The organism is Mycobacterium gallinarum (genome assembly GCF_010726765.1).
GTDB classification, from domain to species: domain Bacteria; phylum Actinomycetota; class Actinomycetes; order Mycobacteriales; family Mycobacteriaceae; genus Mycobacterium; species Mycobacterium gallinarum.
In genome coordinates, this window is the sequence record NZ_AP022601.1 from 411,877 (window position 1) to 431,969 (window position 20,093).

At 65.1% G+C, this 20,093-nt stretch carries 18 protein-coding genes; 11 read left to right on the plus strand and 7 right to left on the minus strand.

Annotated features, from left to right (window positions below; all coding sequences use genetic code 11):
- Positions 1-46 precede the first annotated feature (46 nt).
- Together G6N42_RS02010 and G6N42_RS02015 are read left to right on the plus strand one after the other, a co-directional pair.
- A complete protein-coding gene (locus tag G6N42_RS02010) occupies positions 47-1,081 on the plus strand; it encodes a Rieske 2Fe-2S domain-containing protein (RefSeq protein WP_163725353.1) in 1,035 nt (344 codons plus the stop codon).
- Positions 1,078-2,166 (plus strand): NAD(P)H-dependent amine dehydrogenase family protein, encoded by a 1,089-nt coding sequence (locus G6N42_RS02015; protein ID WP_163725356.1) that lies wholly within the window; start codon positions 1,078-1,080, stop codon positions 2,164-2,166. Before G6N42_RS02010 ends, G6N42_RS02015 begins: the two co-directional genes overlap by 4 nt.
- Here the strand turns inward: G6N42_RS02015 and G6N42_RS02020 are convergent.
- The gene (locus G6N42_RS02020; protein ID WP_163725361.1) at positions 2,156-3,379 is read right to left on the minus strand and encodes a cytochrome P450; all 1,224 of its coding nucleotides are present in this window, start codon (positions 3,377-3,379) and stop codon (positions 2,156-2,158) included. The genes G6N42_RS02015 and G6N42_RS02020 overlap by 11 nt on opposite strands.
- A 164-nt stretch (positions 3,380-3,543) precedes the next feature.
- On the opposite strand from G6N42_RS02020, the gene G6N42_RS02025 reads away from it, so the two are divergent.
- Together G6N42_RS02025 and G6N42_RS02030 are read left to right on the plus strand one after the other, a co-directional pair.
- Entirely contained in the window at positions 3,544-4,104 is a 561-nt protein-coding gene (locus tag G6N42_RS02025) for a TetR/AcrR family transcriptional regulator (RefSeq protein WP_163725363.1), read from the plus strand.
- A 13-nt stretch (positions 4,105-4,117) separates the two neighbouring features.
- On the plus strand, positions 4,118-4,744 hold the full coding sequence (locus tag G6N42_RS02030; protein WP_163725368.1) for a TetR/AcrR family transcriptional regulator: 627 nt from the start codon (positions 4,118-4,120) through the stop codon (positions 4,742-4,744).
- Here the strand turns inward: G6N42_RS02030 and G6N42_RS02035 are convergent.
- From G6N42_RS02035 to G6N42_RS02050, 4 genes are all read right to left on the minus strand, one after another.
- A complete protein-coding gene (locus tag G6N42_RS02035) occupies positions 4,741-5,637 on the minus strand; it encodes a DMT family transporter (protein WP_163725371.1) in 897 nt (298 codons plus the stop codon). The genes G6N42_RS02030 and G6N42_RS02035 overlap by 4 nt on opposite strands.
- A 123-nt stretch (positions 5,638-5,760) precedes the next feature.
- Positions 5,761-6,885: an acyl-CoA dehydrogenase family protein gene (locus tag G6N42_RS02040; protein ID WP_163725372.1), complete on the minus strand. Its 1,125-nt coding sequence runs from the start codon at positions 6,883-6,885 to the stop codon at positions 5,761-5,763.
- 13 nt (positions 6,886-6,898) lie between these two features.
- Positions 6,899-8,140: an acyl-CoA dehydrogenase family protein gene (locus G6N42_RS02045; protein WP_163725375.1), complete on the minus strand. Its 1,242-nt coding sequence runs from the start codon at positions 8,138-8,140 to the stop codon at positions 6,899-6,901.
- Between the two features lie 76 nt (positions 8,141-8,216).
- Positions 8,217-9,848 carry a sensor domain-containing protein gene (locus G6N42_RS02050; RefSeq protein WP_163725378.1) on the minus strand — a complete coding sequence of 544 codons (1,632 nt, stop codon included), beginning with the start codon at positions 9,846-9,848 and terminating at the stop codon, positions 8,217-8,219.
- A 170-nt stretch (positions 9,849-10,018) separates the two neighbouring features.
- On the opposite strand from G6N42_RS02050, the gene G6N42_RS02055 reads away from it, so the two are divergent.
- The 4 genes from G6N42_RS02055 (at position 10,019) to G6N42_RS02070 (ending at position 14,790) form a co-directional block, all read left to right on the plus strand.
- Complete coding sequence (locus tag G6N42_RS02055; protein WP_163725381.1) at positions 10,019-11,179, plus strand: beta-ketoacyl synthase N-terminal-like domain-containing protein; 1,161 nt, start codon at positions 10,019-10,021, stop codon at positions 11,177-11,179.
- A 151-nt stretch (positions 11,180-11,330) separates the two neighbouring features.
- A complete protein-coding gene (locus tag G6N42_RS02060; RefSeq protein WP_163725384.1) occupies positions 11,331-12,836 on the plus strand; it encodes an MFS transporter in 1,506 nt (501 codons plus the stop codon).
- A gap of 222 nt (positions 12,837-13,058) precedes the next feature.
- Positions 13,059-14,192, plus strand: a complete 1,134-nt coding sequence (locus G6N42_RS02065) for a GGDEF domain-containing protein (RefSeq protein ID WP_163725387.1) — start codon at positions 13,059-13,061, stop codon at positions 14,190-14,192.
- 145 nt (positions 14,193-14,337) lie between these two features.
- Positions 14,338-14,790, plus strand: coding sequence for a MaoC family dehydratase (locus tag G6N42_RS02070; protein ID WP_163725390.1), 453 nt, complete (start codon positions 14,338-14,340; stop codon positions 14,788-14,790).
- Positions 14,791-14,825: 35 nt separating this feature from the next.
- Here G6N42_RS02070 and G6N42_RS02075 read toward each other — a convergent pair whose 3' ends face one another.
- Entirely contained in the window at positions 14,826-15,653 is an 828-nt protein-coding gene (locus tag G6N42_RS02075; RefSeq protein WP_163725393.1) for a mycofactocin-coupled SDR family oxidoreductase, read from the minus strand.
- Positions 15,650-16,834, minus strand: coding sequence for an acyl-CoA dehydrogenase family protein (locus tag G6N42_RS02080; RefSeq protein ID WP_163725396.1), 1,185 nt, complete (start codon positions 16,832-16,834; stop codon positions 15,650-15,652). Before G6N42_RS02080 ends, G6N42_RS02075 begins: the two co-directional genes overlap by 4 nt.
- Positions 16,835-16,947: 113 nt before the next feature.
- On the opposite strand from G6N42_RS02080, the gene fabG reads away from it, so the two are divergent.
- The 3 genes from fabG to G6N42_RS02095 are packed head-to-tail and all read left to right on the plus strand — an operon-like array spanning position 16,948 to position 20,092.
- A complete protein-coding gene (gene fabG / locus G6N42_RS02085; RefSeq protein WP_163725399.1) occupies positions 16,948-17,688 on the plus strand; it encodes a 3-oxoacyl-ACP reductase FabG in 741 nt (246 codons plus the stop codon).
- A complete protein-coding gene (locus G6N42_RS02090; RefSeq protein WP_163725402.1) occupies positions 17,685-18,902 on the plus strand; it encodes an acetyl-CoA C-acetyltransferase in 1,218 nt (405 codons plus the stop codon). The genes fabG and G6N42_RS02090 overlap by 4 nt, the downstream gene beginning before the upstream one ends.
- Complete coding sequence (locus G6N42_RS02095) at positions 18,899-20,092, plus strand: acyl-CoA dehydrogenase family protein (RefSeq protein ID WP_163725404.1); 1,194 nt, start codon at positions 18,899-18,901, stop codon at positions 20,090-20,092. The genes G6N42_RS02090 and G6N42_RS02095 overlap by 4 nt, the downstream gene beginning before the upstream one ends.
- Position 20,093 lies beyond the last annotated feature (1 nt).

Sequence of the window (20,093 nt, forward strand, 5' to 3'; positions counted from 1 at the left end):
CAGCCGGCTGTCGCCTTTTTACATTGAGTGCTTTATGATTTTTCGCATGGCCAAGCCACCGCTGTCGATGAAGCCGACCGGCTGGTTCCAAGTCGCGTGGTCTGACGAGATCAAGATCGGCGACGTGCACCGGATGACGTACTTCGGCACCGAGATGGTCGCGTGGCGAGCCGAGTCCGGCCAGCTCACCGTGATGGACGCATACTGCGAGCACCTCGGCGCGCACCTCGGTCACGGTGGTCACGTCGAGGGCGAGGTCATCCAATGTCCGTTCCACGGCTGGCAGTGGAACCACGAGGGCCGCAACGTGTGCATTCCGTATCAGGATCGGCCCAACCGGGGGAGGCGTATTCGCACCTACCCGACTGTCGACCGCAACGAGTCCGTATACATCTGGCACGACATCGAGCGCCGCGAACCGTATTTCGACGCACCGGATGTCTTCGCGAGTTTCGGCGACGGCAGCAGCGCGGCCGACTACTACCCACAGCAGCGGCTCTACCGCGAAACGTTGGAGCTACATCCCCAGTACGTCTTGGAGAACGGCGTCGATTTCGCCCACTTCAAGTTCGTGCACCAGACGCCGATCGTGCCGGTGTTCACCCGCCATGACTTCGACGACGACGTGTCATACGTCGATTTCACGATCACCTTCGAAGGTGACGATCAGCAGAACATCGAAGACGTGGAAAGCAGGGTAGAGGCGATCAACGGTGGTCTCGGCATCGCAGTGACGAAAAGCTATGGGATGATTGACAATCGGACGATCTCTGCGGTCACCCCGGTCGATGATCGCACGTCCGACGTTCGTTTCATGGTCTACATCGGCCGCACGCCGGGCCGTGACGATGAGCGGGCCGAGATGAAGGCCCGCCAGTTCGGTGACGAGGTCATCCGGCAGTTCACTCAGGACATCCACATCTGGCAGCACCAGCGATACTCGGATCCGCCCGCGTTGGCGAATGCCGAGCAGGATGGGTTCACCGCAATCCGCCAGTGGGCCTTGAAGTTTTATCCCGACGGCCTCGGCGGTAGCGCCGCCGACCTGCAATCCGCTTCCGAGAGAGGGCAGAAGAATTGAGTGCAAATCGTAAGCCGGTCCGCGTGTTCCAGGTCGCGACGGGCAACGTCGGCAGCGAGATGATCAAGCGGATCGCCGACCGGCCCGACCTCGAACTGATCGGTGTGCACTGCTACTCGCCGGAAAAGGTCGGAAAGGACGCCGGCGAGCTCGCCGGGCTGGCGCCCAACGGGGTGATCGCGACCGGGTCGATCGAGGAGATCATCGCCGCCAAGCCCGATGTCCTGACCTTCCACGGCGTCTTCCCCGACGAGGACCTCTACGTCAAGATCCTCGAGGCCGGCATCAACATCGTCACCACCGCGGACTGGATCACCGGCTGGCATCGCGACACCAACCATCCGCATCCGTCGGGTAAGCCTGTCTCGCAACTGCTTCGGGAGGCATGTGAGAAGGGCGGCTCCACCTTTTACGGCACCGGGATGAATCCGGGCCTGAACCAGATCCTGGGAGTCGTGTGCTCCGCCGACGTCGCCGAGATCGAGAACGTCACCACGATCGAGTCGGTCGACGTGTCGTGTCACCACTCGAAGGACACCTGGATCGAGGTCGGATACGGCCTGCCCGTGGGCGATCCGAGCATTCCTGGCAAGTTGGAGAAGTACACCCGCGTTTTCGCGGACAGTGTGCTGATGATGGCCGACTGCTTTGATCTGACACTCGACGAGGTCAAGTTCAGCTTCGAGCTCGGGGCGTGCACCAAGGATGTCGATCTAGGCTGGTACGTGCTGCCGAAGGGTTCGCTCGGCGGCAACTACATCAAGTATCAGGGCATCGTCGACGGCGTGCCCAGAGTCGAGACGCATCTGGAGTGGCAGATGACTCCGCATACGGACCCGAGCTGGGATATCAAGGGCTGCTACATCACACAGATCAAGGGCGATCCGTGTGTGTACAACAAGCACATGATCTTTCCGAAGCCCGGAGTCGACCTGTCCGATCCGACGAACTTCGCGTCGATCGGTATGACGGTGACCGGAATGCCCGCTTTGAGTGCGATCACGTCGGTGGTCGATGCGCCGCCCGGGCTGCTGACGAGCGCCGATCTCCCGTTGCGTGGGTTCGCGGGTCGCTTCAAGCTATAGCGACAGCCAACTCGAGTCGCTCGAGCCGCCGCACCAGCAGGCTCGGCAGCCATCGGCCAGTGTCCGCCGCCTCGATCCACGTCGTGCGGTCGAGGAGTTGGCTGATGACAATCCTGGCTTCCAGCCTCGCGAGTGCCGCCCCGACGCAGAAATGGGCTCCCTTACCGAAGGTGATATGTCCCTTCCCGCTGGGGCGGTCGAGCCGGAAGTCATTGGCGTCGGGGAAATGTGAGGGGTCGCGGTTGGCCGCGCCCCACAGCAGCACGAGGCGGGAGCCGGCGGGCAGATCGACCCCACACAAGCTGGTGTCTTTGACGACATGGCGGTAGTGCCCCCGGAATGGCGGCTCGAACCGAAGCACTTCTTCCAAGAACGCCGACAGTGCATTTGGATTTTCGCGAACCTCGCGCTGCACGTCGGGCCGAGAAGCCAGCACATGCGCGGCAGATCCGATCAGCGATGCCGTCGATTCACCGCCTGCACTGAATAGCGTGGCCATGATGTTCAGTGCAGTGGCGTCCGTCAAATCCCCTGCGGCACGGGCGGTTGCGAGATCGCCGAGCAGGTTGTCCTCAGGATCGTCGGCAGCGGCCAGAAAATGTTCGTTGATATAGACGGCGAGCTCCATGACTGCCATTCCGGCTTCGGCGAGCTCATCTTGGCTCACAAGGCCTTCCACCGTCTTCGTGCCTGCGTAGCCCCAACGCATCAGCTGTTCGCTGTCCACGTCGGGTACACCGATGAGACGCGTCACGATCATCATCGGCAGACGGTTCGCCATCGCCGACATCCACTCGACGCGTCCGTCGCGGACATGCTCCTGCCACAGTCGGGCTTCGATCTCGCGGACATACTCTTCGACTGCTTTGATTCGCCGTGCGGCGAGCTGTGGCAGCAGCAACTTGCGATGCGCAGCATGCGCGGGGTCATCCGCTGTCGCCAATGCCTGCAACTCGCTGCCGAGCTCGCTGAACGCGAATTGGCCGACCTTGCCGTTCTCGTATGTCATGGTTGCGGTGAGGTTCGAGGAGAAGTCCTCGGGTCGGCCGATGGCCTCGTTGATCGCATCCCAGGTGCACACCGCGTGGAACGCGGAGTCCCCGATGCGGTGGACCGGCCCGGCGGCGTGCATGCGGGCGTACAGCGGATAGGGATCCTGGATGAACTCGTCATCGAACAACGCGAGACCGAGTCGGCCGTCGGGCACAGTCATTCGTCAAGGCTGAATTGGGACCGCGCGCCGCGTCAAGCGGCGAGCGTGAAGTTGATAACTGCAGGTAGGACCGCATCGGCAGCGCTGTCTCACGTCGCGGTTCGGACCAGGAACGATGGTGAGATTACTTCGCGTTTTCGTCTCAATGTGAGAATATCTGGGGCATGCCTCGCAACGACTGGCTGGTCGGTGATCGGCGATCGGCGGCCGCCGAACGCATTTACGACGCGGCGACCGAGCTCATAGCGCGTGACGGGCTGGACGCTTTCGATGTCGACGTCTTGGCCGCGCGCGTGCACTGTTCCCGGGCAACGATCTATCGCCATGCGGGCGGAAAGGGGGAAATACGCGAAGCAGTGCTGCTGCGTTCTGCGGCAAGCGTCGTCGAGACGGTGGGGAAGGCGGTCGACGGGCTGTCCGGGGCTGACCGGATCGCTAGGGCAATCGCGGTGGCGCTCAAACAGATTCGTTCCCATCCGCTTCGTGAGTCGATGGTCGATTCGCTTCGAAGTGGACGGGGGATGACATGGCTGGCCGAATCTCCTGTCGTGGCCGGGTTCGCGACCGACCTGAATGGACTTACTGAAGACGACCGGGACGCTGCGCAGTGGATCCTGCGGGTCGTGTTGTCGATGCTCTGCTGGCCTGTCGACGATGTCGACGCCGAGCGCCGTGTCGTCGAGCGTTTCGTCTTGCCCGCCTTCGCCGATAGCGCTGAGCAGTAGCATTGGACCGCATATGACCTCCAACGTCACGCCGCGCCGTCCCGCCAAGGGCAAGCAGGTCCGCGCGGACCGCACGCGGGCGATGGTCATCGACGAGACCGTGCACTGCGTCCTCGAGGAGGGATTCGGCGCCGCGAGTGCCAAACACATCACCGAGCGCGCCGGTGTGACGTGGGGAGTGATTCAGTACCACTTCGGTGACCGCGACGGTCTGCTGATGGCCGTCGTCGACAGTGGCTTCAGCGAGTTGCTGGCGAAACTGCGAGAGGTCGAGCCGAAACTGGGCTCGCACATCGGACGCGCGAGAACCGAACTTCTGGTCAACACCGTCGCGGACGCCTTTTTGAGTCCGACATCGATTGCGGCACTGGAGATTCTGATCGCGACGAGGGCCAGCCGTGCGGACGTCGATCAACGTCATCTGCTGGATCTGTTCGCGACGCTCACCGGCCTCGGTCGTTATGTCGCCGAGGGACTCGAGCCCGAGCGCGCAGACGCGGTCGGCAATCTCGTGTGGACCACGTTGATGGGCACCATGGTGGCCACCATGGCGGTGCCGGACCCCGTCGACGTCAGCCGCGAACTACGTGCGTTGACCGATGCGATCACGGCGTACGTCGACGAGGCGCGCAGAGGTTAGCGCGGTGCGGCCGGTGTCGGCTCGGTCGCGGCACCGGCCGGCGCCGCCGCGCGGCGGTGGGTGGCGAGCACGCAACCGACGAGGATGAGCACCAGGGCAGCGACGTTCCACGGCGTGAGCGGCTCGTTCAGCACGATGACGCCGGCCGCCAAGGCCACCGCCGGATTGATGTAGGTGAATACCAGCGCGCGAGCCGCCCCGACCTCGCGGATCAGGGCGAAGAACACCATGAACGCCAACGCCGTGCAGATCACGGCGAGCCCGGCGAGTGCCAAAAGTACTTGAGTGGACGGCATTTCAGATGGCCAGGTGACTGCCGCCGGCACCGCATACACCAGTGCCGCGAAGCCGAGACACACTGCAGTCATCGGCAGTGCCGGCACCTCGGCTAGGTGGCGCGCGGCGATCAGCGGTGCGATCGCGTAACACGTCGCCACCAACAGAACCTCGATGATCGGCCACGTGCTGCCGCCGATGTGCGGGCCTGCGAGAACCGCGACACCCGCAATGCCGACGGCAAGACCGAGGATCCGTTTGGCGCCGAGTCGCTCGCCGCCGGTGAGGCGGTCCAGCAGCGCGGCGATGATCGGAGCCGCGGCGATGAGAAGACCGGTCATCGAACTGGTGAGGTGGCGTTCGGCGTCCGACAGCAGCCACCACGCGGCGATGATTTCGAAGAAGGCGAATCCCAGCAGCGCCTTCCAGTGGTCGCGCACGATGGTCACCGTCCGCCGCGACAGGACCAGCGGAAGCAGGACCGCGGCGCCGACGGCGACGCGGGTGAACACCAGCACCGGAACCGAAACGCCATCGACCGCGATCTTGATCAGCAGGTAGGGGATACCCCAGATGATGCTCATCGCGAGGAACAGGATCCATCCGCGCGAGCTCACGCAGTCACCCTACGAGTCGGTACCGACGGCCGTCGAAAGGTTTTCCGGGCTTTCCGTCACATCGAAATCGACGAAATGCAGACGATTACTCGAACTTTTCCTGCAAAACGTGGATACCGATGATCAGGAACGGGTCAGCTCCGCGTAGCGGGTCACGTGATAGTCCGTCGAACCGAACTCGAACTGGACCGCGGTCAGCCGTTTGAAGTAATGACCGATCGCCAGTTCCTCTGTCATACCCATACCGCCGTGGAGCTGCACCGCCTGTTGACCGATGAAGCGAGCGGCGCGCCCGATCGTGGCCTTGGCCGCCGACACCGCTCGGGCGCGGACGTCGGGTTCGGCATCGAGCTTGAGGACCGCGAGGTATACGGCCGCGACGGCCTGCTCGAGTTCCATGTACATGTCGACCATCCGATGCTGCAGCGCCTGAAAGCTGCCGATCGGCTGTCCGAACTGATGGCGCTGCTTGGCGTATTCGACGGTATCGGCCAACACCTTTCGCATGCAGCCGACCGCTTCGGAGCAGACGGCCACGGCGCCTTCGTCGCGCGCTGTGGCGATCGACGGCCAAGCCTGACCTTCCTCGCCGAGCAGTGCGTCGCCAGGCAGCGCCAGCCCCTCGAAGACGATGTCGGCGGCGCGTCGGTCGTCGACGGTGCGATAGGGGTGCGTCTCGATACCGGTGGTCGCCCCGTCCAGGTCGACGACGAACAGCGAGATGCCGTCGTCGGTGCGGGCGGTCACGAGCAGGTGTGTCGCCAACGGCGCGCTCATCGCGACGATCTTCGACCCCCGAAGAACCCACCCGTCGCCGTCGCGTTCTGCGATCGTGGACACGTCCTGCCAGTTCTCGCCCGACGATGCTTCGGCCGCTGCCAGTGCGACGACCGCGTTGCCTTCCACGACCTTTTCGAGCAGCGACGTCGCGACGGGACCGCCCGCACGGTGCAGCAGTCCGCCCGCGACCACGACGGTGTCCACGTAGGGCTCCACCACCAACGCGTGCCCGAGCGCCTCAGCGATCACCATGATCTCGACCGGGCCGCCGCCGATGCCGCCGACATCCTCGGGCAGTGCGGCGCCGAGGATGCCGAGTTCATTGGCGAACCCACTCCAGATGTCGGGCTGCCAGCCAGGACCCGTCTTCGCCGCGGCGCGGCTCTTCTCGAGGTCGTATCGGGTCGACAGGAACTTGCCGAGCCCGTCCCGCAGCAGTTCCTGTTCCTTGCTCAGGTTGAAGTCCATGTGATGCCGCCTATCAAAGTCCGAGAGCCGCTTTGGCCAGGATGTTGCGCTGAATCTCGTTGCTGCCCGCGTAGATCGAGCCGGCGCGATCGTTGAGATAGCGCAGCGGCGCGACCGCCTGCCACTCGTCGCCACTGATGTAGTCGTCGGCGGGCGGCTCGTATTCGGTGACCGGGCCGCCGGGGCAGGTCGCGTGTGGTTGGTACACGCGTCCGCGGGGGCCTGCCGCTTCCATCGCGAGCTCGGTCAGTGACTGACTCAACTCGGTGGCGATCACCTTGAGCATCGACGACGCCACGCCCGGATTCTTGCCCTCGGCGACCGCCGCGAGCACTCGGTATTCGAGAATTTCCAGCACCTCGGTGCGGATCCTGGCGTCGGCGAGCTTGCGCGCGAAGGCGGAGTCGTCAAGCAGTTGCCCGCCGGCGGGACCAGGCTGATCGGCGGCGACGGAGGCGATCTCGTCGGCCATCACCTGCAGCGCCGGCGATGACGCGCCGCCGCCGCGCTCGAACTCCAACAGGTACTTGGCGACGGTCCAGCCGTCGTCGATCTTGCCGAGCACATTCGCCTTGGGCACCCGGACCTCATCGAAGAAGACCTGGTTCTGCACCTCCTCGCCGGAGGTCATGACCAGGGGGCGGATCTCGATGCCCGGCGTTGTCATGTCGATGAGGACAAAGGTGATGCCCTGTTGCTTCTTCTGCGCCTTCGAGGTCCGCACCAACGCGAACATCCAGTTCGCCTCGCGGGCGTGCGTTGTCCAGATCTTGCTTCCCGTGCAGATGAGATGGTCACCGTCGGCTGGGTCCTCCCTGGCCGCCATCGACAGTGCCGCCAGATCGGAGCCGGCTTCGGGTTCGGAATAGCCCTGGCAGAAGAACACCTCGCCGGTCAGGATCCGGGGCAAAAAGAAGTCCTTCTGCTTGTCCGTGCCGAACTTCACCAGCGCGTGCGCGACCATGCGGATCCCCATCGGAGACAGCGAGGGCGCTCCGGCGAGCTGTGATTCTCTGCTGAAGATGTAGTGCTGGGTCAGGGTCCAGTCGCAGCCGCCATGCTCGACGGGCCACGCGGGTGCGGCCCAACCGCGTTCGTGGAGGATGCGCTGCCACTCCATGCTCGCGTCGTGATCGGCGTAGACGCTCGTCATGAGGCGACCGGCGCGGCGCAATTCCGGTGTCAGCTTGTCGTCCAGAAATTCTCGTACTTCGTCGCGAAAGGCCACATCGGCCGACGACCACGTGAGGTCCATGGTTGATCCCCTGTCTGCAGAACGCTACGGACAGAGTAAACCTAGTTAGTTAAGTGGGGTACAGGCGGTGGCACCTTCAGGGCGACATGAAGTGCGTGGTGGCGCGGTAGACCTTGGCCTTGTACATCGCGGCATCGGCGTCGCGCAGGATCTCTGCCGCGTCACGCGAATCCTCTGGAGCCACTTGGGTGACGCCGATACTGGCGGTGAGGCTGCACGCGATGCCGGCGACATCCAACGGTGCGGCGAGGGCGGCATGCAGCCGCTCGGCAAGGCGTTCCAGCGCGGAGTAGTCGGGGTTGCCGAAAAGCAGTGCGACGAACTCGTCTCCGCCGTGGCGGGCGATCAGGTCCTCGGAGCGCAGGGTGGCTCGCAACCGCTGCGCTGCGGTCTTGATCACGGCGTCGCCCGCGTAATGGCCGAACGCATCGTTGACGGTTTTGATGTTGTCGAGATCGATGAACATCACCGCCGCCAGCGTGGGAGGGTCGGCCTGCAGCGCCTGGGTCGCCTGCGCCTCGGCGTATGCGCGGTTCGGGAGCCCGGTGAGTGAGTCGTGATGAGCTTGGTGTTTGAGCTGAAGTTGCGCATCGCGCTGGTCGGTGACATCGGTGAACGACGCCAGTAGCGCCTGCTGCCCGGTCTCGGCCGGGTCAAGCAGGCGGGAGCTGACGGAAAGCCAACGACGCGCGCCGTCCGGGCGGTCGAAGCCGACGACGACGTGCCGAGGCACGACACCGGTGGTCAGCGACCTCACGAAGAACGGATGCCAATCTTCGAGCTTGTGGCCGTCTGCGTCATACAGGGGGAATGCCTCCGAGAGGTCCGCGTAGTGGGGCAGCTTGCCGCCGAACGGCAGGCCGAGGATGCGGCGCGCGGCAGGGTTGATCCACTCCGGTTGACCGTCCGCGTCGAGCACCACCACCCCTTCGACGAGTGAGTCCACGACGGTCTGAAATCTGCGCTCGGCCCGTCGCAGGGCCGTCTGGTCAGAGCAGACGAGGACGTAACCGTCGTCCATCGCCGCGGCGGCGACCCGGACGATGAGCGCCGTGCCGTCCGCGGAATAGTGAATCGCGTGCTCGACGCCCCCGTCGGCGACGATCGCGGCGGGATCGACGGCGGCGCCGACCGCCTCGGCGATCGGGAGGTCCAGGGCGTCCGCCGCTGATCTGCCGTAAATGGCTTCGGCCGCCGGATTCCAGGTGGTGATCGCCCCAGCTAACGTCGTCGCGATGATTGCGTCTGTGGCGTGAGTTACGAGTGCGGCCTGATATCGAAGGGTGGCCTCGGCGGCTTTCTCGATCGTCAGGTCGCGGAAGATCACTTGGTAGGCAGGTTTGCCGTCCCAGCTCGTCAGCACCGACACCACCTCGGCGTCCACCGGGCTGCCGTCCAGGCGCAGCATCACCGCCTCGGCGGCCGGCGTGCTGTCACCCTCCCGGTGCAGTGAGGCGATGCGGCCGAGCATCGGTGCGATGGAGTCGGGATGGACGAAATCCGTGATCATCCGCCCCACGAGATCATCTGCGCTCTTGGCGGCGATCCCCCTGAGGCCGGCGGGATTCACGTAGACCACACGGCCTTCGGCGTGGACACACATGGGGTCGGGGCTGTGCTCCAACAGCCGTCGGAAGCGCTCTTCGACCGGATCGAGGGGTAGGGACGACGCGTCGCTTCTGCCCGCGTCGTCATGACCGGCCGTCATCGACGGCTCCTCGATCCCAAGTTAGCTGGTGGTTCACGCAGCTTAACCGTGTGCGTCGTCACTGCTCCCACTGTCCCATGCGTGACATTTTGCCTGGTCAACTCCGGCGGAATAGGCGTTAATTGAATGGGAACTTTCTCAGCAATGGCCAAACAGAGAGGCGATAAATCATGGTAGGACCGATGACCATTACCGGGATCGGTGCAGTAACGGGGTATGGCTGGGGCGCGGAGCCGCTGTGGACCGGCTTGCTCAGCGGCAAGCCTGCCGCAAAATTGGTCGGTGGGTTCGGTTCGAGCGGTGATGAGGATGCGTGGGTGGCGCAGATCGCCGACGAGGGCAATCCGCTCGACGGGCTCACCAGGTTTTCCCGCGCCATGCGTGGGGCCGCCCGCGAAGCCGTGACCGACGCACTCGAGCGGGGCTGGGTGCCCGGCCGCAGGGTTGGGCTGCTGCACGCCGTGGTGATCTCCGAGGTCGAGGGGTGGCGCGACTTCTACCTCAAGGACGCGGCCCATCGCAGAATTCGCGACTACCTCACCCTGATGCCGTCCACGCCGGTGTCGATGCTGATGCAGGAGTACGACTTCCACGGGCCCGCGATGAATGTCTCGGCGATGTGCTCGTCGGGCAACGCCGGGTTGATCACCGCGAAGATGTGGCTGGACAGCGGCTTCGTCGACGACGTGGTGTTCGTATCCACGGACCTGTCGCTGACGCCGGAGAACGTGGAACATTTCGTACGCCTCGGCGTCGGCGTCGTCGACGTCGAACCGCTCGACGCGTGCCGCCCGTTCCAGGAGGGCAGCCGAGGCTTTCCGGCGGGCGAAGCCGCGGTCTCCTTCGTCCTGTCCAAAGGCGCCGAGCGGCCCTATGCACAAATGCTCGGAGGCGACATGTCCCACGACGCTCACCACCTGACGTCAGTCGACCCCGCCCGTACGTACATCGACCAGTGTGTCCGCAACGCGCTGAGCGCGGCGAACACGTCGACCGACGAGATCTCCTATCTCAACGCTCACGGACCGGGCACCCAGCAATGCGACGCCGCAGAGGCCGGAATCGTCGACGAGGTGCTGCACGGCACGCCGGGCATCTACTCCATCAAGCAGATGGTCGGCCACTGCCAGGGCGCCGCGGCGGCCGTCGAGCTCGCCGCGGCCGCACTGGGCTATGAGCATGGAACCGTTCCTGCGCCGCCGACCGTGGCTCCCGGTCACCCGCGACTGCTGGATGGGCCCACGCGTATGAAACCCGGTGCGCTGACGCTGAAAACGTCGCTGGGGATGGGTGGACACAACTCGGCGGTGGTACTCGCACCGGCCGCCTGATTAGTTTCCGAATCAACAATGCGGACCCCCTGATTGCCCGTAGGCTGCGGCCTGCCCGGCTTCGGTGTACGGGCGATCCGGGGGAGGCGAGTCCACTCGCCCGAAGGGCGTTGATGTCTGGGTACCTGCGCCGCCAGCCGACAGGGAGAAGATGAGTCATCGAGTTTCTGGCCGTCGCGATGAATGGCGCCCGCCTCGGCGCGCGGCTGATCCGACGGCCGCGTCGGTTCCGACTCGGCGGTGGTCGGTGTTGGGCGTCATCGGGGCTGCGCAGCTGATGGTCGTCCTCGACATCACCATCGTGAACATCGCTCTGCCGTCGGCTCAAGACGAACTCGGATTCGACGTCGCGAGCCGGCAGTGGGTGATCACGGCTTACTCGTTGGCCTTCGGCAGTCTGCTGTTGCTCGGGGGCCGGTTGTCCGACCGGGTGGGTGTCCGCCGCACGCTGATCATCGGACTGCTCGGATTCGCGGCGGCGTCTGCTTTCGGCGGCGCCGCCGACGGGTTCGCGATGCTGATCGCGGCGCGCGCGGGCCAGGGAGTTTTCGCTGCCATCCTTGCCCCGGCGGCCCTGTCCACCCTCAACATCACGTTCACCGAACCCGAAGACCGCGCGAGAGCGTTCGCCGTCTTCTCCGCGATCGCGGCCAGCGGCGCTGTCGTTGGACTGCTTGTCGGCGGCGCGGTGACGGAGTGGCTGTCGTGGCGGTGGTGCCTCTACATCAACCTGGCGTTGGCGTTGCCCGCCGCGGTCGGCGCGTTCTTCATCGTGCGAGCCGCCCCGCGACAGCGCCGGGCCGGGCTCGACTGGCCGGGTGCGGTATCCGCGAGCGGCGGCCTCTTCTGTCTGGTGTACGGCTTGTCAACGGCGGAGTCGGACGGCTGGACCGCACCGATCACCGTCGTTCTGCTCACCGCGTCGGCGGTGCTGATCATGGCCTTCGTCGTCATCGAAACGCGGGTGCAAGCGCCGCTGCTACCTCTTCAGATCGTCGCGGATCGCAACCGAGGTGGCGCCTACCTGACGATCGCCGTCACGTTTTGCGCGATGTTCGCGGCGTTCCTGTTCCTCACCTATTTCATGCAGCGCGACCTGTTGTACAGCCCACTCGCCACAGGTGTCGCCTTCCTGCCGATGGCCGCGGGTATCGGGCTCGCCGCCGCATTGGCGAACACGGTGTTGATGCGCCGCGTCGGGCCGCGTCCGATCATCCCGACGGGCATGGTCGTGGCAGCGGCAGGGATGGCCTGGCTTGGCGGGCTCACGGTCGATGCGACGTACATCCGCGACATCCTCGGCCCGAGCATCTTGCTCGGTCTCGGCATGGGGATGGCGTTCTCACCGGCGGTGGCTACCGCGACGAGCGGTGTCGCCACCGAGGACGCCGGCGTCGCCTCGGCGATGGTCAACACCAGTCAGCAGATCGGCGGAACGGTCGGTACCGCCGCCCTGTCGACGATCTTCACCACCGTGCTGGATCGCTATATCCACAACCACCGACCGCCTACCCCCGCTGTCGCGGCAACCGGGGCCATCCACGGGTACACCGTGGCCTTTCACATCGCGAGCGGGCTGTTCCTCGTCGGCGCGATTCTGACGGGGATCATCTTGCGGAGCGGACGATTGATCAACAATGACCCGATTCATATCTGACCGCCCTTCCGGCAACCGCCAGGTCGTGTCCCCTCTCGGTCGGTGGACTGGCGTTTTCACGGTGCCCATACAATCAAGCGACGAGATGAAAGTGTGCCAACTCTGGCTGATGAAGGTGACAGGCCCGTTAACTTCGTCAGCTACTACCCCCGCGACCATTTTCCAGGCGTTAACATTGATCAATGCCGAGGTCCGCGTGCCATCCATAAGGGGTGACCGGTGATGACCGCTGGCGGGCGCAAAGAACCCAGCCGCGATCATTACTATTGGCTGACAGCGTTTCTCGCGGCGCGCGGAGCGCAAACGACGACGTGTCGGGCAATCGCAGCGTTCATAGCTTTCTGCGGAGTCATTCCGTTGGCGTTGGCCTTTGGCTCCCCCAGCCCGTCCGGCACGTGGGACCGATGGGTGGCGGTGGTGGGCGGGGTGGCCGCTTTCGCGATGGCCGCATCCTGGCTGCGGAGTCGCTGGCCCAGTCGGATCGCGTCGGAAGTGTGTGTCGTCGTCGGGTCCCTCTACACAGCGGTTGCCACCCTGATTCAGGGCGATCCTGTTGTCGGGCTTCTGGGATCGACAGCGTTCGCAATCGTGGGCGGCTTCGTCGCGCTGTTCCACTCGATGCGGTTGCTCATGTTCATGTGGTTGGTCGGCGGCGCAACAATCGTGGTTCTTGCGGTTCGGATAGCCGAGACCAATCCGGCGTTGGCGGTCTGCGGCGCACTTCTTGTCGCACTCGTGAATGCCTTTGTGGTGTTCGCTTGTCGGACGCTGCTGCGGTCGATCAACAGCGAGTCGATGTTCGACGACGTCGAGCCACTGACCAGCCTGCTGACCCGGGATGCCTTCGCCGAGAAGGTCGCAACGCTCATGAGTTCGCGAGCCCGCGGCGATGACCGGTACCTCGCGGTGGCCGTGGTGAATCTCGACAGCTTCTCGCTCCTACAGGACATGGCCGGCGTCGTGGCGGCCAACCGGGCGCGAGTCGCCATCGGCCAGCAGTTGCGCGAAACGGTCCGCCGCGTCGCTGTGCTCGCCCACGTAGCCGATGCGGAGTTCTTCATCGCCGACATCCTCACCAGCGATGATCCATCCCCCTTGTTGGAGCGGGTGCGGGGGACGATCGCCACGTCGCCCAGCCGACTGACCGCCAGTATCGGCGTGGTGAGCACTCCGCTGAGCCCGCTGGCAGGGCACCCTCCGTACGACGTCCTCGACGAACTCCTCGCGATCGCCACCACGGCGATGCGTCAAGCCCGCCGCGAAGGCGGAAATCGGGTACAACAGGTCCTTTCGCCCGCGCTGGCCGTCCTGGATCGCCCCTCCGGCGGCGCCTGGGAATCCGAAGAATCGGCCTGACAGGCTGTTTCCGTCGCCCACCGCAGGTTCTCGAGCTCGGTTCGAAATGTGGAACGCTTCGTTTGTCGCTGCCGGTGTTGTGGCACTGTGAGGACCGGATCATCCGCACGGCAACCAGACAATGGCTTTTTCAAAAGGAGCGGCAGTGAAAACGTTCAGTGGGCTCGATGAGTTGATCGCGGCGCAAGGCAGCCAGCTCGGTCCGACGGAGTGGCTCGAGGTCACGCAGGACCGCGTCAACACATTCGCGGACGCCACCGATGATCATCAGTGGATCCATGTCAACCCCGAACGCGCGGCCAACGGCCCGTTCGGCGGAACGATCGCACATGGATTGCTGACGCTGTCACTGATTCCGCACTTCTCCCATCAGCTGTACACGGTCGAGAACATCACGATGGCAATCAACTACGGCTACAACAAGGTTCGCTTCATCACGCCGGTCAAGGTGGGCGCCAAGATCCGAGCGCGCGCAGAGCTCACGAAGGTCGATCAGCTCGACGGCGGTGCGCAGGCGACGATGACGACGACCGTGGAGATCGAGGGCTCGGAGAAGCCCGCCGCCGTGGCGGAATCGATCGTCCGCTTTTTGGCGTAGTCCTGGGCTTCGCGTCGGCCCCAGATCGCCAAGCGTCAGAACTGCGTCGAACCCTGGTCGACCGATATCGCCTGGGCTGTCACCATTTTCGACTCATCGCTGGCCAACCAGCAGACGGCGTCGGCAATGTCTTCGGGCTGAGCTACCCAGGTCGGCAAGAACGGCGTCAGCACGTTCAACAGCGCGTGGTTGCCGACGACTTCCGCCGCCTTGGCGATCGCCTCGACCATCTCAGGGGAACCCATCTCCGTGACGACGGGGCCCGGGTGCACGCTGTTGACGCGGATCGAGTGCGTGCCGAGTTCGGCGGCAAATGCTCGGGCCATCCCGGTGACAGCGTGCTTGCTGGCGGTGTAGTGAATCATGAACGGCTGGAACTTGACTCCGGCAGCAGAGCTGATCAGGACGATCGACCCGCCGCGGCCACCGTCCACGATGTGCTGCGCGCCGGCCATCACGGTGTTCCAGGTGCCGGTGAGGTTGATGTCGATGACGTCTCGCCACTCCTCGGGAGTGATGGCATTCCAGGCGTGCGGCGCGGTGACGCCGGCGTTGGCGACGATGATGTCGAGCCTGCCGAACTCGGCGACGCCGTCGTCGACGACCTTGCGCAGCCCATCATGGTCGCGAGTGTCGACCGCGGCCGATAGGACGCGGCCCCCGGCGGCCTCGGCCAGCCGCACCGTCTCCTTGAGGTCCTCCGGCGTCGCCGACGGGTACGGCACACAAGCGGGCAGCGGGCCGGCGACGTCGACGGCGATGACATCGGCGCCTTCCTTCGCCATCCGGACCGCATGTGCGCGGCCCTGGCCACGCGCTGCTCCGGTGATGAATGCCACCCTGCCGCTTAAGCGCCCGCTCATCTGCTGTCCTGTTGTGCTGTCTTGACGAGGTTCGCCCCAATGATGAGCCGCTGGATTTCGCTGGTGCCCTCGTAGAGTCGCAGCAAGCGCACGTCGCGGTAGATGCGTTCCACGGGCACTTCGCGCATGTAGCCGCTTCCGCCGTGGATCTGGACCGCGAGATCGGCTACCTGGCCGACCATTTCGGTGCAGAACAGCTTTGCCGCGGACGGCGCGATCCGACGATCTTCTCCGCTGACCCACGCCCGTGCGGTCTCCCGCACCAGGGCTCGGCCGGCCAGCACGCCGGTTTGTTGATCGGCGATCATGGCCTGCACGAGCTGGAAGTTGCCGATTGGTGTGCCGCCCTGGGTGGCCGTCGCCGCGTAGGCGACGGACTCGTCGAGCGCGCGCTGCGCGGTGCCCACGGACAGCGCGGCGATGTGAACGCGGCCACGGGCCAGCGAGATCATGGCGGCGCGGTATCCGATGTCCTCACTGCCGCCGATGAGCGCGGAGGCGGACACGCGAACGTCGTCGAAGCTGACGTCCGACGTCCACGCGCCTTCCTGGCCCATCTTGGCGTCCTTGGCGCCGACGACCACGCCGGGCGCGTCGGCGGGCACGAGAAAGACCGCGATGCCCGCGCCGTCGTCGTCGGCCGGGCGGGTGCGCGCAAACACGATGAACAGGTTCGCGGTCGGTGCGTTGGTGATGAAACGCTTCTGGCCGTTGATGATCCAGTCTGGGTTGTCTCCCGAGCCATCGCGGACCGCCTTTGTCCGGAGGCCGGACGGATTCGACCCGGCGCCCGGTTCGGTCAATGCGAAGGAGGCGACGACGTCGCCAGTGGCCATCGGCTCGAGCCACTGCGCCTTCTGCTCGTCGGTGCCGAACCCGACGAGAACCTGCCCGGCGATGCCGTTGTTGGTGCCGAACATCGACCGCAGCGCCAGCGACGTGTAGCCCAGCTCCATCGCCAGTTCGACGTCCTGCGCCAGGTTCAGGCCGAGCCCGCCCCACTCCTGGGGGATCGCGTAGCCGAACAAGCCCATCTTCTTGGCTTGGTCGCGCAGATCGTCGGGCACGCGGTCGTCGGCGAGGATCTCCTGTTCGCGCGGGACGACGGCGGTGCGCACGAAGGTGCGTGTCTGCGCCAGGATCTCTTGAAAGTCCTCGTCGCTGACTTCGGTCGTCGTCATCGATGCTCCTCTTCGGTGCGGGAGGGTCGTCGGCCGGGAAAATCATATATGAAATATGATGTCGGTCTGACGGGGCCCCGTTCAGGGCCCGACCAGTAAAGAGGGGTGATCAGGTGTCGTTGCTGACAGGTCAGACCGCGGTCGTCACCGGAGGCGCGCAGGGCCTCGGGTACGCGATCGCGGAGCGGTTCATCGCCGAGGGCGCGCGCGTCGTGCTCGGTGATCTGGACCTCGGCGCCACCGAGGCCGCGGCGAAACAACTCGGGGGAGAGCAACATGCGCTCGCCGTCCGCTGCGATGTGACGAAGGCCGATGAGGTGGATGCGCTGGTCGCCGCCGCGACCGAACGGTTCGGTGGCCTGGACATCATGGTCAACAACGCCGGGATCACCCGCGATGCGACGCTTCGCAAGATGACCGAGGAGCAGTTCGACCAGGTGATCGCCGTCCACCTGAAGGGCACGTGGAACGGCACCAAGGCGGCGGCGGCGATCATGCGCGAGAACAAGCGCGGCGCGATCGTCAACATGTCGTCGATCTCGGGCAAGGTCGGTTTGATCGGCCAGACGAACTACTCGGCGGCCAAGGCGGGCATCGTCGGCATGACGAAGGCCGCGGCCAAGGAACTCGCTCATCTCGGCGTGCGGGTCAACGCGATCCAGCCGGGGCTCATCCGATCCGCGATGACCGAGGCCATGCCCCAACATATTTGGGACCAGAAGCTGGCGGAGGTACCGATGGGCCGCGCCGGCGAACCGGCTGAAGTGGCCAAGGTCGCGCTGTTTCTCGCCAGCGATCTGTCGTCCTACATGACCGGCACGGTCCTCGAGGTGACAGGTGGGAGGCACGTATGAGTCGCGAAGCCGTCATCTGCGAACCGGTGCGGACGCCGATCGGCCGCTACGGCGGGATGTTCAAATCGTTGACCGCGGTGGACCTCGGCGTCACGGCGCTCACCGGGTTGCTCGAACGCACCGGGATCGATCCCGCGGCGGTGCAAGACGTCATCCTCGGGCACTGCTATCCGAGCAGTGAGGCACCCGCGATCGGCCGGGTCGTCGCGCTCGACGCCGGTCTGCCGGTGACGGTGCCGGGTATGCAGGTCGACCGCCGATGCGGCTCGGGTTTGCAGGCGGTGATCCAGGCGTGCCTGCAGGTTGCCAACGGGGACAACGACCTCGTCGTCGCGGGCGGTGCCGAGAGCATGAGCAATGTCCCCTTCTATTCCACCGACATGCGTTGGGGCGGAGCCCGATCCGGTGTCCAGGTGCACGACGCGCTCGCACGCGGACGCACCACCGCCGGCGGTAAGCACTATCCGGTCCCCGGAGGCATGCTGGAGACCGCGGAGAACCTCCGCAAGCAGTACTCGATCTCCAGGCAGGAGCAGGACGAGCTCGCGGTGACGTCGCACCAGCGGGCGGTCGCCGCGCAGAAGGACGGGATCCTCGCCGAGGAGATCATCCCCGTCACCGTCTCGACCCGTCAGGGTGAGGAACTGATCGACACCGACGAACACCCCCGCGCCGACACCACTGTGGAGTCGCTGGCGATGCTGAAACCTGTTCTGCTGAAGAGTGATCCCGACGCGACCGTCACGGCGGGCAATGCCAGCGGGCAGAACGACGCGGCATCCATGTGCATCGTGACCACGCCGGAGAAGGCCGCCGAACTCGGCCTCACGCCGCTGGTCCGGCTGGTGTCGTGGGGATCGGCAGGCGTGGCCCCCAACATCATGGGCATCGGGCCCGTACCCGCGACCGAAGCGGCACTCGCCAAGGCGGGACTGTCGCTCAGCGATATCGACCTGATCGAACTCAACGAGGCGTTCGCCGCACAGGCGCTGGCGGTGATGCGGGCGTGGGAATTCACCGCCGCCGATCACGACCGGACGAACGTGCACGGTTCGGGTATCTCGCTGGGCCACCCGGTCGGTGCGACCGGCGGACGAATGCTGGCGACACTCGCACGCGAGTTGAACCGCCGCGGTGCCCGGTACGGGTTGGAGACCATGTGCATCGGCGGCGGGCAGGGCCTGGCCGCGATCTTCGAAAGGGTGAGCGCATGAGCAGGATCGCCCAGACGCTCGGTTTGACCGAGTTCCAGACCGAGATCGTCGCCAACGTACGGCAATTCGTTGACAAGGAGATCATTCCCGCCGCGCAGGAACTCGAACACGCAGACACCTACCCGCAGGCCATCGTGGACCAGATGCGGGAGATGGGTCTGTTCGGGTTGATGATCCCCGAGGAGTACGGCGGCCTCGGCGAGTCGCTGCTGACCTACGCGTTGTGCGTCGAGGAGCTTGCCCGCGGCTGGATGAGTGTCTCCGGCGTGATCAACACCCACTTCATCGTGGCGTACATGATCCGCCAGCACGGCACCGATGCGCAGAAGCAGCATTACCTGCCGCGGATGGCCACCGGCGAAACCCGCGGCGCGTTCTCGATGTCCGAACCCGAGCTCGGGTCCGACGTCGCAGCGATCCGCACCCGAGGCAAGCACAACGACGACGGCACGTACACGATCGACGGCCAGAAGATGTGGCTGACCAACGGCGGTAGCTCGACCCTGGTCGCGGCGCTGGTGCGCACCGACGAGGGCGCGGACAAGCCGCACCGCAACCTGACCGCCTTCCTGATCGAAAAGCCAACGGGCTTCGGTGAAGTCGCTCCGGGACTGACCATTCCCGGGAAGATCGACAAGCTGGGCTACAAGGGCATCGACACCACCGAGCTGATCTTCGACGGGTACGTTGCGCAGGCCGACGACATTCTCGGGGAAGCCCCCGGTCAGGGTTTCTTCCAGATGATGGACGGTATCGAGGTCGGTCGTGTCAACGTGTCGGCGAGGGCGTGCGGGGTCGGAATCCGCGCGTTCGAGCTCGCCGTGAAATACGCACAGCAGCGGCAGACGTTCGGCAAGCCGATCGCCGAACACCAGGCCATCGCGTTCCAGTTGGCCGAGATGGCGACCAAGGTCGAGGCGGCACATCTGATGATGGTCAACGCCGCGCGGCTGAAGGATTCCGGCGAACGTAACGACGTCGCGGCGGGAATGGCGAAATACCTTGCCAGCGAGTTCTGCTCGGAGGTGACCCAGCAGAGCTTCCGGATTCACGGCGGCTACGGCTACTCCAAGGAATACGAGATCGAGCGCCTGATGCGTGACGCGCCATTCCTGCTGATCGGCGAGGGGACCAGCGAAATCCAGAAGAACATCATCAGCAAGCGCCTGCTCGCCGACTATCGGATCTGAC